14 protein-coding genes are annotated in these 13392 nt (G+C 69.1%); all 14 read left to right on the top strand.

The window, feature by feature from the left end:
• Positions 1-258 precede the first annotated feature (258 nt).
• Entirely contained in the window at positions 259-843 is a 585-nt protein-coding gene (gene rplJ / locus HCT63_RS13685; RefSeq protein WP_167005771.1) for a 50S ribosomal protein L10, read from the top strand.
• Between the two features lie 56 nt (positions 844-899).
• On the top strand, positions 900-1289 hold the full coding sequence (gene rplL, locus HCT63_RS13680) for a 50S ribosomal protein L7/L12 (RefSeq protein WP_167005769.1): 390 nt from the start codon (positions 900-902) through the stop codon (positions 1287-1289).
• A gap of 328 nt (positions 1290-1617) precedes the next feature.
• A complete protein-coding gene (locus HCT63_RS13675; protein WP_167005767.1) occupies positions 1618-2589 on the top strand; it encodes a DUF6801 domain-containing protein in 972 nt (323 codons plus the stop codon).
• A gap of 69 nt (positions 2590-2658) precedes the next feature.
• The gene (locus tag HCT63_RS13670) at positions 2659-3648 is read left to right on the top strand and encodes an ABC transporter ATP-binding protein (protein ID WP_167005764.1); all 990 of its coding nucleotides are present in this window, start codon (positions 2659-2661) and stop codon (positions 3646-3648) included.
• Positions 3645-4424 (top strand): ABC transporter permease, encoded by a 780-nt coding sequence (locus tag HCT63_RS13665; RefSeq protein WP_167005761.1) that lies wholly within the window; start codon positions 3645-3647, stop codon positions 4422-4424. The genes HCT63_RS13670 and HCT63_RS13665 overlap by 4 nt, the downstream gene beginning before the upstream one ends.
• 1 nt (position 4425) lies before the next feature.
• Entirely contained in the window at positions 4426-5253 is an 828-nt protein-coding gene (locus tag HCT63_RS13660) for an ABC transporter permease (protein ID WP_167005759.1), read from the top strand.
• Positions 5253-6569, top strand: a complete 1317-nt coding sequence (locus HCT63_RS13655) for an MCE family protein (protein WP_167005756.1) — start codon at positions 5253-5255, stop codon at positions 6567-6569. The genes HCT63_RS13660 and HCT63_RS13655 overlap by 1 nt, the downstream gene beginning before the upstream one ends.
• Positions 6566-7672, top strand: a complete 1107-nt coding sequence (locus tag HCT63_RS13650) for an MlaD family protein (protein ID WP_167005753.1) — start codon at positions 6566-6568, stop codon at positions 7670-7672. The genes HCT63_RS13655 and HCT63_RS13650 overlap by 4 nt, the downstream gene beginning before the upstream one ends.
• Positions 7660-8643 (top strand): MCE family protein, encoded by a 984-nt coding sequence (locus HCT63_RS13645; protein WP_167005751.1) that lies wholly within the window; start codon positions 7660-7662, stop codon positions 8641-8643. The genes HCT63_RS13650 and HCT63_RS13645 overlap by 13 nt, the downstream gene beginning before the upstream one ends.
• A complete protein-coding gene (locus HCT63_RS13640) occupies positions 8640-9815 on the top strand; it encodes an MCE family protein (RefSeq protein ID WP_167005749.1) in 1176 nt (391 codons plus the stop codon). Before HCT63_RS13645 ends, HCT63_RS13640 begins: the two co-directional genes overlap by 4 nt.
• A complete protein-coding gene (locus HCT63_RS13635) occupies positions 9812-10918 on the top strand; it encodes an MCE family protein (RefSeq protein ID WP_167005746.1) in 1107 nt (368 codons plus the stop codon). Before HCT63_RS13640 ends, HCT63_RS13635 begins: the two co-directional genes overlap by 4 nt.
• On the top strand, positions 10915-12186 hold the full coding sequence (locus HCT63_RS13630) for an MlaD family protein (protein WP_167005743.1): 1272 nt from the start codon (positions 10915-10917) through the stop codon (positions 12184-12186). The genes HCT63_RS13635 and HCT63_RS13630 overlap by 4 nt, the downstream gene beginning before the upstream one ends.
• Positions 12153-12710 (top strand): hypothetical protein, encoded by a 558-nt coding sequence (locus HCT63_RS13625; protein ID WP_167005740.1) that lies wholly within the window; start codon positions 12153-12155, stop codon positions 12708-12710. The genes HCT63_RS13630 and HCT63_RS13625 overlap by 34 nt, the downstream gene beginning before the upstream one ends.
• On the top strand, positions 12707-13390 hold the full coding sequence (locus tag HCT63_RS13620; RefSeq protein WP_167005737.1) for a hypothetical protein: 684 nt from the start codon (positions 12707-12709) through the stop codon (positions 13388-13390). The genes HCT63_RS13625 and HCT63_RS13620 overlap by 4 nt, the downstream gene beginning before the upstream one ends.
• Positions 13391-13392: the final 2 nt, after the last annotated feature.

The following is a 13392-nucleotide window of genomic DNA, read 5'->3' as shown; positions in this document are numbered from 1 at the left end:
TCTGCGCGGGCCGGTCACGTAGTCTGGACGATGCCGAAGACCGCCGGTCGTCCGCGGCACTCCCCAGGGAGCGCCTCGGATCGAAGGTCCCGCACACAGCGGGCGGCCCGCGCAGGTTCACCGAGTTCACGCACTCTCCCGTGTGTCGCGCCCCGTGCTCCTGCGCCGGGGCGTTCGTCGTTCCCGGGCCTGTTGCGCCGGTGGCCTTCGTACGTACCAGGTGCTCGCCGTGCGGCGGGTACGACACGAAGGAGAACCATGGCGCGACCGGACAAGGCCGCAGCGGTTGCCGAGCTGACGGACGAGTTCCGCAGCTCCAACGGCGCTGTGCTGACCGAGTACCGCGGTCTCACCGTGAAGCAGCTGCAGGACCTGCGCCGCTCGCTCGGTGAGAACGTCAACTACGCCGTGGCCAAGAACACGCTGACCAAGATCGCGGCCCGCGAGGCCGGCGTCGACGGCGTCGACGACCTCCTCAACGGCCCGACCGCCATCGCCTTCATCAAGGGCGATCCGGTCGAGGTCGCCAAGGGTCTGCGTGACTTCGCCAAGGCGAACGACAAGCTCGTCATCAAGGGTGGCTTCCTCGAGGGGAAGGCGCTCGATGCTGCCGAGATCACGAAGCTTGCTGACCTCGAGTCGCGCGAGGTCCTCCTCGCCAAGCTCGCGGGCGGCATGAAGGCGAACCTCTCGAAGGCCGCCGCTCTGTTCCAGGCACCGCTTGCTCAGGCAGCACGTGCCGTGGGTGCCCTGCAGGCCAAGGTCGAGCAGGAGACTCCCGCAACCTCGGCTCCCGCCGAGACCGAAGAAGCCCCGGCTGCGGCCGAGGGCTCCGAGGGCTAGGGCCCGATCACGTATCCGACCCCCCCTCGGGGTCCCCAGATAGGAAGGACGCCAACATGGCGAAGCTCAGCACCGAGGACCTGCTCGACGCTTTCAAGGAGATGACCCTCCTGGAGCTCAGCGAGTTCGTCAAGCAGTTCGAGGACACCTTCGACGTCACCGCCGCCGCTCCGGTCGCGGTTGCCGCCGCTCCCGCCGCTGGTGGCGGCGCGGCTGACGCCGCTGTCGAGGAGAAGGACGAGTTCGACGTCGTCCTCGAGTCGGCCGGCGACAAGAAGATCCAGGTCATCAAGGAGGTGCGCGCTCTGACGAGCCTCGGCCTGAAGGAGGCCAAGGACCTCGTCGAGGGCGCCCCCAAGGCGATCCTCGAGGGCGTCAACAAGGAGGCCGCGGACAAGGCCAAGGAGGCCCTCGAGGCCGCCGGCGCCACCATCACCCTCAAGTGATGCACTCCGCGCTCTGACGCACTGCACAGACGGGCACCCCTCCTTCGGGAGGGGTGCCCGTCTGTCTTTTCTCCTGGGCCTGGCTGTACAGTGACGGCGCCGCGAATGCGCTGTGATGAGGGTCACCTGGCATCGAGGCGGCTGTGACCCGTTTGGGACCTTCTGTGGGTTGTGTCACAGTGAAAATGTGGGTTACAGTCACGTTTGTTACCTGGGAGTAGCACGCTGCTGCGCTTCCGGACGCTGAGGTTCGCTTGGGAGGGAGAACCGCATGCGCGTGAGCGCTGTCGCACGTCGTCAGGTCGGATGGCATCGAGGTGCAGGTCTGATGGCCGCCGCGGGACTGGTCGTGGGAGGCATGCAGGTCGGGCTAGCGCCTGTCGCCGGTGCCGCGCAGTCTGTCTCGCTCAACCAGGTCGGCTACACCTGCGAGTCGGACAACGAGATCATCAACACCTCGCTGGGCGGTCCGCAGCAGTTCCTCGTGAACGCGCGGACCTCGCTGCCCGACACTGTGGTGGCGGGCGACGCGATCGCTGAGACTCCGGCCGAGCTCGACCTCATCCTGCCGGCGAAGTTGGTCACACGGATTCGCGACATCATGCTGGTGACCAAGGTCGGCGGCGGTGCGACCTCCACCGTGCTCCTGCAGGGCGTGGTGCCCGGTGGCGATGTCGCCGCCACCCTCGAGCCGCAGGTCCGCGGCCTCAGCTCTCCTATGGTCCCGGTGCCTGCTTCGGGCTCGCTCCTCATCCCTGCCAAGGGCACTGTCGACGCGGTCACCGTCCCTGAGCTGCCCGACGGTGTCACCGGTGGCCTGATCTACGTCCAGATGCCGAAGACGTTCAAGATCCAGGCAAAGCTCGACCCGCCGGTGCTGGGTGCCATCGCCGAGACCGAGCTCAACTGCGTCCGCAACCTCGACACCCGCGCCGCGCGCGTGATCGGCACCATCCCTGTCGGCGACGGGTGCGAGGAGTCGGAGTGCCCGCTGCCCACCGTCGGAGGTTCCCCCGGCGGAGGGGACGGCGACGGCAACGGGGGTGGCGGCGGCGGCGGTGAGGATCCGCCGGTGATCGACCCGCCCAAGAACACCGACTCCACCTCGCCGGGGGGCAACGGTGGTTCCGATGATGACGACGACGATGACGACGACGGGGGCGTCGCGCCGTACACGACGACCTCGCTGCCGGCGACCGGTTCTCCGGTCGGCGTCGGGCTCGTGGGGCTGCTCGGCCTCGTAGCCGCCGCACGCATCGCGCTCGCCGTCCGGACACGTCGCCGGGCCAAGACCGCCTGACGCGGTCACCACGCCCTTCCGTGGCACCCCGCTGGCCGAGGTGCTCGTCCCCCCGAAGGAGTCCCGCACATGGGAGTCGAGGTACGCGTCGAAGGTCTGACGAAGTCCTTCGGCAAGCAGACGATCTGGCGTGACGTGTCGCTCACCCTGCCCGCAGGGGAGATCAGCGTCATGCTCGGACCGTCCGGCACCGGAAAGTCCGTGTTCCTCAAGGCCCTCATCGGCCTGCTGAAGCCCGACGAGGGGCACGTCTTCATCGAGGGCACCGACATCGCGACGTGCAGCGAGCGTGATCTGTACGAGATCCGCAAGCTGTTCGGGGTCCTCTTCCAGGACGGCGCGATGTTCGGCTCCATGACGCTGTTCGACAACGTCGCCTTCCCGCTGCGCGAGCACACCCGCAAGTCCGAGACCGAGATCCGCGAGATCGTCATGGAGAAGATGACGATGGTCGGTCTCGTCGGTGCCGAGGGCAAGCTGCCCGCAGAGATCTCCGGCGGCATGCGCAAGCGCGCAGGACTTGCCCGCGCCCTCGTGCTGGAGCCGGAGATCGTGCTCTTCGACGAGCCCGACTCCGGCCTCGACCCGGTGCGTACGGCTTTCATCAACCAACTGATCGTCGACCTCAACGCCCAGATCGAGGCGACCTTCCTCATCGTCACGCACGACATCAACACCGCGCGGACGGTCCCGGACAACATCGGGTTGCTCTTCCACCGCCACCTGGCGATGTTCGGGCCCCGCGAGATGCTGCTGTCGAGCGAGGAGCCTGCCGTCCGGCAGTTCCTCAACGCGCAGACGGTCGGCCCGATCGGCATGAGCGAAGAGAAGGACGCCGACGAGCTGGCGCTGGAGGACCACAGCACCCTGCCCGCGCTGCCGCCGATCCCGCTCCAGCTGCTGCCGACCGACGGGCGCCCGCGCCCGACGCAGGCGCCGCCGGGCGCGTGGTGTGCCGCCAACGGTGTGACCCCTCCTCCCGGCTCCTTCCTGGACGATCCGCTGTCGCCCCACCCGCTGCGCGTCCACGACCCGGTCTCGTCCGGGGGTGCTGCGTGAGTGCGGTCACCGTCCTCACGACGCCTCTCGCGATCTTCGGCAAGCTGTTCGCCTTCGGCGCGGACGTCGTCGTGGGCGTGTTCCGGCGACCCTTCCAGCTGCGCGAGTTCATCCAGCAGGCGTGGTTCATCGCGTCGGTGACGATCATCCCGACCGCGCTGGTCGCGATCCCGTTCGGAGCGGTCATCGCCCTGCAGGCGGGCAGCCTGATCCAGCAGTTCGGCGCGCAGTCCTTCACGGGTTCGGCGGCTGTGCTCGCGGTCGTCCGTGAGGCGGGTCCGATCGCGACGGCGCTGCTGGTCGCCGGGGCCGGCGGCTCGGCGATCGCCGCTGACCTCGGCGCGCGCAAGATCCGCGAGGAGCTCGACGCCATGATGGTGCTGGGCATCGACCCGATCCAGCGCCTCGTCGTCCCGCGGGTGCTGGCGTGCATGCTCGTCGCGGTCTTCCTCAACGGCCTGGTCAGCGTCGTCGGCGTGCTCGGCGGCTACTTCTTCAACGTCATCCTCCAGGGCGGCACGCCGGGCGCCTACCTGGCCTCTTTCACCGCCCTGGCCCAGCTGCCGGACCTCTGGCAGGGCATGGCCAAGGCGCTGGTGTTCGGCTTCATCGCCGCGATCGTGGCCTCGTACAAGGGCATGCACGCCGACGGTGGTCCGCGCGGCGTCGGTCAGGCGGTCAACGAGTCGGTCGTCATCACTTTCCTGCTGCTGTTCCTGGCCAACTTCGTGATGAGCGCGCTCTACATCCAGCTCGTCCCGGCGAAGGCGTTGTGACGTGGCCGACGTGAGGGAGCTCTCTCGCCGTCCGCTCGGCGGGATCGACGCGCTCGGACGCCACCTCGCGTTCTACCTGCGGGTCCTGGCCTGGGTCCCGCGCACGCTTGTCCACTATCCGCGTGAGGTCTTGCGCCTGCTCGCGGAAGTGACCTTCGGTCAAGGGGCGCTCGCCGTCATCGGCGGCACCGTCGGCGTGATCACGGCGATGTCGTTCTTCACCGGCACCGAGGTCGGCCTGCAGGGCTTCACCGCGCTCGAGCAGCTGGACACCAGCGCGTTCGCCGGCTTCTTCTCGGCGTACTTCAACACCCGCGAGATCGCGCCGCTCGTCGCAGGCATCGCCCTCGCGGCGACGGTCGGCTGCGGCTTCACCGCGCAGCTGGGCGCGATGCGCATCTCCGAGGAGGTCGACGCCCTCGAGGTGATGGCGATCCCGTCGCTGCCATACCTCGTGACGACCCGTGTGATCGCCGGACTCGCCGCGATCATCCCCCTGTACGTCGTCGGCCTGCTGGCCTCGTACTTCGCGACGCGGCTGACGGTCACCTGGGTCTTCGGCCAGAGCACCGGCACGTACGACCACTACTTCACGCTGTTCCTCCCGCCGGAGGACGTGCTGTGGTCGTTCGTGAAGGTGATGGTCTTCGCCGTCGTCGTCATCCTCATCCACTGCTACTACGGCTACTTCGCCTCGGGCGGCCCCGTCGGCGTCGGCGTCGCCGTCGGCCGTGCGGTGCGGACGTCGATCGTCATGATCAACGTGGTCGACCTGCTGATGTCGATGGCGATCTGGGGCACGACGACGACGGTGAGGTTGGCCGGCTGATGGCACGCACGTCCACCCTCGACAAGACGGGCACCGTCCGCACGCTCGGCGTGCTGATGCTCGTGCTGATGCTCTCCGCGGTCTACCTGACCTACGCGGTGTTCACCAAGAAGTTCTCCGGAGACCTCCCGGTCACGATCCGCAGCGAGAGCGCCGGTCTCCAGCTCAACCGCAACTCCGACGTGAAGCTGCGCGGCGTGATCGTCGGCCGGGTCCAGGAGATCACCTCCGACGCGGGCCGCGCGACGATCCACCTGCGGATCGACCCCGACTACCAGAGGCTCATCCCCTCGGACGTGGAAGCCCTGATCGTGCCCAAGACGCTCTTCGGCGAGAAGTTCGTCGACCTGCAGCCGGTCGCCGGATCTGCGGGGACGCCGATCGAGGCCGGCGACGTCCTCACACAGGCCGACCTGCCGACCGACGTCGAGAACCTCCTCATTGATCTCGACCCGATCCTCACCGCGCTGAACCCTGTCGACCTCTCATACACCCTCACGGCGCTGTCCGAGGCGCTCGACGGACAGGGCGAGGCGCTGGGCGAGAGCCTCGAGACGCTCGAGGGCTACCTCCAGAAGATCACCCCGCTGGCGCCCCGCATCGTCGAGGACATCACGCTGCTCGGCGAGACCGCGCAGACGTACGCCGACGTGATGCCGGAGATCGGCGAGACGCTGCGCAACGCCGTGGTCACCGGCAACACGCTGACCGGCCGCAAGGCCCAGCTGCAGGCGCTCTTCACCGAGACGGCCGCGTTCGCGACGACTGCGGACGCGTTCTTCGACAAGACCGGCGAGGACTTCATCACCTTGTCCAAGCAGTCGCGGCCGACGCTGGAGCTGCTCGCCGACTACGCGCCGACGATCGGCTGCGTTCTCAAGGGCGTCGACCGGCTCATGCCGCGCATCGACTCGGCGTTCCGGGACAACCGTGCCCACGTCATGGTGGAGTTCGCGGCGCGCTCGCCGCGGGCGTACGACAAGGGTGATGCTGCGAGCCTCCCGCCGGCCAGCGGGGGCAGCAGTGCGCTCGACCCGACCTGCGCGACCCTCCCTAAGACGTCGTACGACGCGACGACTCCCGCGCCCGGCATGAGCAACGCGCTTCTGCGCCAGCTCGGCATCGGGGGCCCGCTCGGCAAGGACCGGCCGCTGGTCGCGCCCAGCGGGTCGACCCCGGCCGGCTCGCCGTCCGAGCGTGCACAGATCGAGGCGCTGATGGCCGGGGCCCTCGGTGTCGAGCCCGACGAGGTGCCGTCGGTGGCGCAGGCCCTGGCCGGCCCCGTGCTTCGCGGAGCGGAGGTGACGATCGGATGACCAAGCGTCGACGCAGGCGCGACCCCAGGCTCGACCGCCGTACGGCGGGCGCGCTCGGGCGACTGCTCCTCTTCCTGGTGGTGACCGGCATCCTCACGGCGATGCTCGCGGTGATCATCGGCAACGTCTCGTTCCTGTCGACGAAGACCTACAAGGCGGTCTTCGCCGACGTGACGAGCCTCGTCAAGGGCGACGACGTCCGCATCGCCGGCGTCCGGGTCGGCAACGTCTCGGAGGTGCGGGTCGACTCCGACTCCACCGCCGAGGTGACGTTCACCGTCGACGAGGGGGTGACGCTGACCCACAGCACGCTGGCGTCGCTGCGCTACCGCAACATGATCGGGCAGCGCTACCTCTCGTTGTCCGAGGGACCGGAGGGTTCGTCAGCGCGCCTCGAGCCGGGCTCGACCATCCCGCTCGCGCGGACCCAGCCCGCCCTCGACCTGACCGTCCTGTTCGCGGGGTTCAAGCCGCTCTTCCAGGCGCTGTCGCCGGACGACACCAACCAGCTCGCGTACGAGCTGATCCAGGTCTTCCAGGGGGAGAGCGGCACGGTCGAGTCGCTGCTCGGGCACACCGCCTCGCTCACGCAGACGCTCGCGGACCGCGACGACCTGATCGGCTCGGTCATCTCCAACCTCACCGCGGTCCTCACCTCGTTCAACGCGCGCGACACCGAGCTGTCGTCGACGATCTCGACGCTGCAGCAGCTCGTGTCGGGTCTCAAGGACGACCGCGGCGTGCTCACCGGGTCGCTCGACGACATCGCCGCGCTGAGCACCGAGACCGCCGGTCTGCTCACCGAGATCCGGCCCGACCTGACGTCCGACATCGCGCACCTGCGCGATCTCACCGACGCGATCGGCACCAAGAAGGCACGCAAGGCGCTCGACAGCACCCTCAAGATCCTGCCGATCAAGATCGACCGGATCGGGCGTACGACGGAGTACGGCTCGTTCTTCAACTTCTATGTGTGCGACGTCGGCATCGACGGCAGGCTGCCGTCGCTCAGCGGCGTGCCCGGGTGGGAGAAGGCCCGACCGTTCAAGACGACGAAGCGCGTCACCGTCACAGGGTCAGGAGTGAGCCGATGCGCAGGATGAAGCCGTTCCGCGAGCGCAACCCCGTCGCCGTCGGCGCGGTCGGCGTGCTGCTCATCGCCCTCGTCCTCGTCCTGGCCAGCCAGGCCGGCTCGCTGCCGCTGGTCGGCAGCGGCCCGACGTACGCCGCTGAGTTCACCGAGGTCGGCGGGCTCAAGAAGGGCGACGACGTCCGGATGTCCGGCGTCCTCGTCGGCAAGGTCGACGACCTCGAGCTCCGGGGCGACAAGGTGCGCGTTGTCTTCCGTGTGAAGGACGAGCGCGAGCGCCTCGGCAAGGAGACGGGCGCGTCGGTGCGCATCAAGACCCTGCTCGGGGCGATGTACGTCAGCCTCGAGCCCGCTGGGTCCGGCACGCTGGAGGAAGGGGCGCTGATCCCCGCCTCGCGGACGACACCGCCGTACGACATCGTGCAGGCGTTCTCCGGGCTCAGCGAGACGACGCAGGAGATCGACACCGACCAGCTCGCGCACGCGATGAAGACCTTCGGCGAGGTCACTGCCAAGACGCCCGAGGAGTTCCAGAAGGCGGTCAAGGGGGTCACCGAGCTCTCCGAGAACCTCGCGGCCCGCGACGCGGAGATCAAGACGCTCCTCAAGAATATCGACGGCATCTCCGGCGTGCTCGCCGACCGCAACACCGAGGTCGTGTCCCTGTTCGAGGACGGCGGTGTGCTCTTCGACGCGCTCACGGCCCGGCGCGAAGCGATCCACGATGTCCTCGTGGGCGTCACCCGCATGTCCGACGAGATCGAGAAGCTCGTCGCCGACACGCGCGACGACCTCAAGCCCGCGCTCGACCGGCTGGCCGGCGTCGTCAAGGTGCTGCAGCGCAACGAGAAGAACATCAGCGCGGCGATGGAGCAGCTCCCCGCCTACTACGCGATGGTCGCCAGCAACAGCGGCAACGGTCCGTGGCTCGAGGGCTTCGTCTACAACCTGCTGAGCATCCTCGGACTGGAGGAGGGACTGTGACGGCCACTGTCGAGCGTGGCCCGAGGGCCTCGCGCCGCGCGGTCGAGGTCGTGGTCGGCCTCCTCGTCCTCGGCCTCGTCGCCGCGCTGGTCGTGGTGCTGATCCCGCGCTCGCAGAAGCACACGCTGACCGTCGACTTCGACCGTACGGTGTCGCTCTACGAAGGCTCGAAGGTCCGCATCCTCGGGGTCGACGTCGGCACCGTCGACACGATCACCCCGCGCGGTACGAAGGTCCGTGTCCGGCTCTCCTGGGACGCCGAGTACGCCGTGCCCGCCGACGTGTCTGCCGTGATCGTGTCGCCCTCGGTGGTCGGCGACCGCTTCGTGCAGCTCACGCCCGCCTACTCCGGTGGCGCGAAGCTCGCCGACGGCACGCACCTCGACCAGACGCGCTCGGCGACCCCCACCGAGCTCGACGAGACGTTCGAGGCCCTCGATCGGGTCGCGACCGCGCTCGGCCCGGACGGCGCCAACGCGAACGGCGCGCTCGGTGACCTGCTGGCGACGAGCGCGGAGAACCTCGACGGCAAGGGCGTCGAGATCAGGCGCAGCATCGACGCCCTCGCGAAGCTGACGACGACCGTCGACGGGTCAAAGGACGAGCTGTTCTCGTCGATGGAGAAGATCGCGACCTTCGTCGAGGCGCTGGAGCAGAACGACGCCTCCGTCCGTACGTTCAACAGCAGTCTGGCGGCCGTCTCGGACGTGCTCGCCGGAGAGAGCGACGACCTTCAGGCCGCGCTGCGCGAGCTCGCGGGTGCCCTGGGTTCGGTGCAGAGCTATGTCGCCGAGAACCGGACGAGCCTGCGCAAGAACGTCGACGGGCTCGCCGACGTGACGGAGTCGCTGGCGAAGGAGCGCAAGAACCTCGCGCGGATCCTTGACAAGGGCCCGCATGCGCTCGCCAACCTCGCCACCGCGTACAACCCCACGACGGGAGCCATCGACACCCGCGCCACCATCAAGGGCAAGCGCGACGGCCGGTTCCGTACGCTCACCGATGCGGCGTACGTCTCGGCGTACTGCGGTCTCGCGGCCAACCAGAACCCGAAGTACCGCGAGGCCTGCTATGCGCTCGGCGAGGTCGTCTCGTGGATGGAGAAGCAGGCCAAGGGTTCCTCGACGGCGTCGACCGACGGGCTCGCCGCACTGATGGGAGTGGCGTCATGACGCGAGCCAGGAACCGCTGGACCGCGGCGGCGGCCGCTCTCACCGGTCTCGCGCTCGTGACCGGGTGCGGGAGCGGCAACGTCGGTGACCTCCCGCTCCCTGGCGGTGCCGACCTCGGCGACGCCCCGTTCACGGTCGTCGTCGAGTTCGACGACGTGATGGACCTGGTGCCGCAGAGCGCCGTCAAGGTCAACGACGTCTCCGTCGGACGCGTCACCCGAGTGGAGCTCGACGGCTGGCAGGCCAAGGTGGAGCTCGAGGTCAACGACTCGGTGGAGCTGCCCGACAACGCTTTGGCGTCCATCCGGCAGACCAGCATCCTCGGCGAGAAGTTCGTCTCGCTGGCGCCGCCGGCGACCGGGTCGACCGGGCAGCTGTCGGACGGCGACCGGATCCCCCTCGCCCGTACCGGCCACACGCCCGAGGTCGAGCAGGTGCTCGGCGCGCTCTCCCTCGTGCTCAACGGGGGAGCGGTCGACAAGGTGCAGGTCATCGCGCGCGAGCTCAACAACGCGATGTCGGGCCGTGAGGCCAACATGCGCACGCTGGTGCGGCGCCTCGACGAGTTCGTCGGGACGGCCGAGGAGTCCAGGGCCGAGATCGTGACGGCGATCGAGCAGGTCGACCAGCTCGCGAAGGCGACGAGGTCGCAGCGCAAGGCGATCGAAGGCGCCCTCGACGATATGCCCGAGGCACTGCGCACCGTGAACGCTCAGCGCGCCAACCTCGTCCGCATGCTCGAGGCGCTCACCGACCTCGGCAGCGTCGGCACCGACGTGATCGTCCGCGCCAAGGACGCGGTCGCCGCCGACCTCGACGCGCTCGAGCCGGTGCTCGACAACCTCGCCTCCGCCGGTGACGCGCTGATCTCGTCGCTCGAGGTGCTCCCGACGTTCCCCTTCCCCGACTCCCTGCTCGGGGACGGCCCGGGTGAGGCAGCGGCCTACCAGATGGGGGACTACACCAACGTGTCGCTCGACTTCAGGACCGACTTCACCAAGACGATCGGGCTGATGTCCGAGGCTGAGCTGAAGTCCCTCAAGGAGGCGCTGCGCGGAGACGGTGTCGGCGCGGTCATGGCAGAGAGCGTGGTGACTCCGTGATCACCCGTCGGATGCGCATCCAGCTGGTCATGTTCCTCGTGCTGACCCTCGTCGGTGTCTCGTTCGTCGGGGCGAAGTACGCCCGCGTCGACCGCCTGTTCGGAGGGGGCGGCTACTCGGTGGTCGTCGAGATGGCCGAGTCCGGAGGCATCTTCACCGGGGCCGACGTCACCTACCGGGGCGTCAGCGTGGGACGGGTCAAGGACATGTGGCTGACCCGCGACGGCGTCGACGTCGAGGTGCTCATCGACCACTCCTCGCCCGACATCCCGGCCGACACGAAGGTCGTCGTCGCCAACAAGTCGGCCGTGGGCGAGCAGTATCTCGACTTCCAGCCGGACTCCGACGCCGCCCCGTTCCTCGAGGCCGACGACGTCATCGCCCGCGACCGCACGCAGGTGCCGATCGACACCCGCACGCTGCTCACCGACGTCAACGCGTTCCTCACCTCGGTCGACGCCGACGACCTCAGCACCGTCATCACTGAGCTGGGTGACGCCTTCGAGGGCTCGGCCGGCGATCTTCGTACGCTGATCGACACGACCAGCTCGTTCATCACGACCGCCGACCAGAAGTACGAGGTGACGGCCGCGCTGATCCGTGACTCGCGCAAGGTCCTGCAGACTCAGGTCGACTCCCAGGACGACATCGCGGAGTTCGCCACGAACCTCCGCGACCTCAGCACCGCGATGCGGACGTCCGACGCCGACCTGCGCACGGTCCTCGACGTCGGAGCCCCGACCGCGGCGACGCTGCGGTCCGTCATCGCCGAGAACGCCGACGACTTCGCCTCGCTGCTCGACCACGCCATCACGCTCAACAAGGTGGTCGTCTCGCACCTCGACGGGGTGCGCGGCGTGCTCGTGATCGCCCCGTACGGCGTCGAGAGCGCATTCTCGATCATCGCCCAGGACTCGCGCACCGGCCAGTACGCGGCGCGACTCAGCCTGACGCTGCAGCCCGACAACGCGCCGTGCCTCAAGGGATACGCGTCAGGCGCCAAGCAGCGGACACCGTTCGACCGTACGCCGGAGAAGTGGGACAGGGCACGCCGATGCCTCGAGGCGCAGCCACGGAGTGCCTCGGCCGCCGGTGGCTCGACCGTCGCACCGGCCTCCGACGCCGGGACGGACGGGGGCGTCACGCTCGGAACGTACGATGTGGCGACGAAGCAGGTGTCAGCGACGGGCGCGACGATCCCGGACGCGCCTGATCTCGGGAAGGAGACGTGGAAGTGGATGCTGCTCGGACCGGCGGTCGCGCGCTGAGCCGCACGCGCCTGCTCGCTCTCGCCCTTGCCCTCGTTGCTGTGGCCGGTGTGGCGGTCGGCGTGCTCGCGCTCGTACGAGGGCCTCAGATCCCGGCGTACGCCGACACCGCCACGCAGGCGGACGTGCGCGCGGCCGCGGAGAAGTTCGCGACCAGCGTGAACACCTACGACGTCAAGGACCTCGACCCGTACATCGCGCGCGTGCGTCCGCTGCTCACCGACGACCTCGCGACGCAGTTCGAGGCCTCGACCAAGGACCTCCTCTCGAAGTTCGAGGAGGCGGGCATTGTCTCCAAGGGCACGGTCAAGCAGGTCGCCGTCGACAGCCTCGACGACGACAGTGCTGAGGTGCTCGCGGCGATCGACGTCGCGACCGAGCCCGCCGACGTGCAGGTCGGCCAGCCCCGGCTGCGCTGGCGCATCGCGCTCGTCCGTGACGGCGACGAATGGCTCGTCGACAGCTTCGCCAACATCCCGGTGGAGTCCGAGGCTCCGGAGCAGGGCGAGGAGGACGGCTCGTGAGCAACCGACGACCCCGGATCGCGGGAGAGAAGCGGCGATCGTCCGAGACGGCCGAGGCGGCAGAGGCGACAGATGCGGCCGAGAGCACGGCTCCGCCGCCCGCCGAGCCCGGCCCCCAGGCCGAGAGCGCCAGGCCTCCTCGGCCGACCAAGCCCTCCAAGGAGCCTCGACCGACGTTGTCGGGCCGCGCGCGTCTCGTCCTCAGCGGGCTCGGTCTGGCGGCCGTGGCTGCAGTGGCGTTCGCCGTCATCGCCGTGGTCTCCGTCCGGCAGGTGGAGGGCGACGCCCAGCGGCAGATCGACGCGGAGGACGCGGGGACAGAGCAGGCGTCGACCGCCCTCGTCACGATGCTCAGCTATGGGTATGCGAGCGTCGCCGACGACCTCGCCGCGGCGACAGAGCTGATGACCGACGACTTCGCGGCGGAGTACGAGCAGCTCGCGCCCCAGGTCGCCTCGGCGGCCGAGCAGCGCAAGATCGACGTCACGGCCTCCGTACGCGCCGTGGCGCCGCTCGGGTGCGGACAGGAGTGCTCGACGTCGAGCGTGCGTCTCCTCGCCTTCGTCGACCAGCACCGTACGGTCGCCGGCAAGGCAGGCTCGCCGGCCGCGCTCTCGGCGATCGTGCGGATGGAGAAGGTCGACGGCCGCTGGCTGGTCGCGGAGCTGACGACGACCTGACG

The organism is Mumia sp. ZJ430 (assembly GCF_011751845.1).
GTDB lineage: Bacteria > Actinomycetota > Actinomycetes > Propionibacteriales > Nocardioidaceae > Mumia.
The sequence above is the reverse complement of the archived record's forward strand: the minus strand, read 5'-3'. Positions and strand labels throughout refer to the sequence as shown.

What these genes read in the sequence shown, in the direction of transcription:
- rplJ (WP_167005771.1), top strand. Translation starts at nt 259, where the DNA reads ATGGCGCGACCGGACAAGGCCGCAGCGGTTGCCGAGCTGACGGACGAG.
- rplL (WP_167005769.1), top strand. Translation starts at nt 900, where the DNA reads ATGGCGAAGCTCAGCACCGAGGACCTGCTCGACGCTTTCAAGGAGATG.
- HCT63_RS13675 (WP_167005767.1), top strand. Translation starts at nt 1,618, where the DNA reads ATGGCCGCCGCGGGACTGGTCGTGGGAGGCATGCAGGTCGGGCTAGCG.
- HCT63_RS13670 (WP_167005764.1), top strand. Translation starts at nt 2,659, where the DNA reads ATGGGAGTCGAGGTACGCGTCGAAGGTCTGACGAAGTCCTTCGGCAAG.
- HCT63_RS13655 (WP_167005756.1), top strand. Translation starts at nt 5,253, where the DNA reads ATGGCACGCACGTCCACCCTCGACAAGACGGGCACCGTCCGCACGCTC.
- HCT63_RS13650 (WP_167005753.1), top strand. Translation starts at nt 6,566, where the DNA reads ATGACCAAGCGTCGACGCAGGCGCGACCCCAGGCTCGACCGCCGTACG.
- HCT63_RS13645 (WP_167005751.1), top strand. Translation starts at nt 7,660, where the DNA reads ATGCGCAGGATGAAGCCGTTCCGCGAGCGCAACCCCGTCGCCGTCGGC.
- HCT63_RS13635 (WP_167005746.1), top strand. Translation starts at nt 9,812, where the DNA reads ATGACGCGAGCCAGGAACCGCTGGACCGCGGCGGCGGCCGCTCTCACC.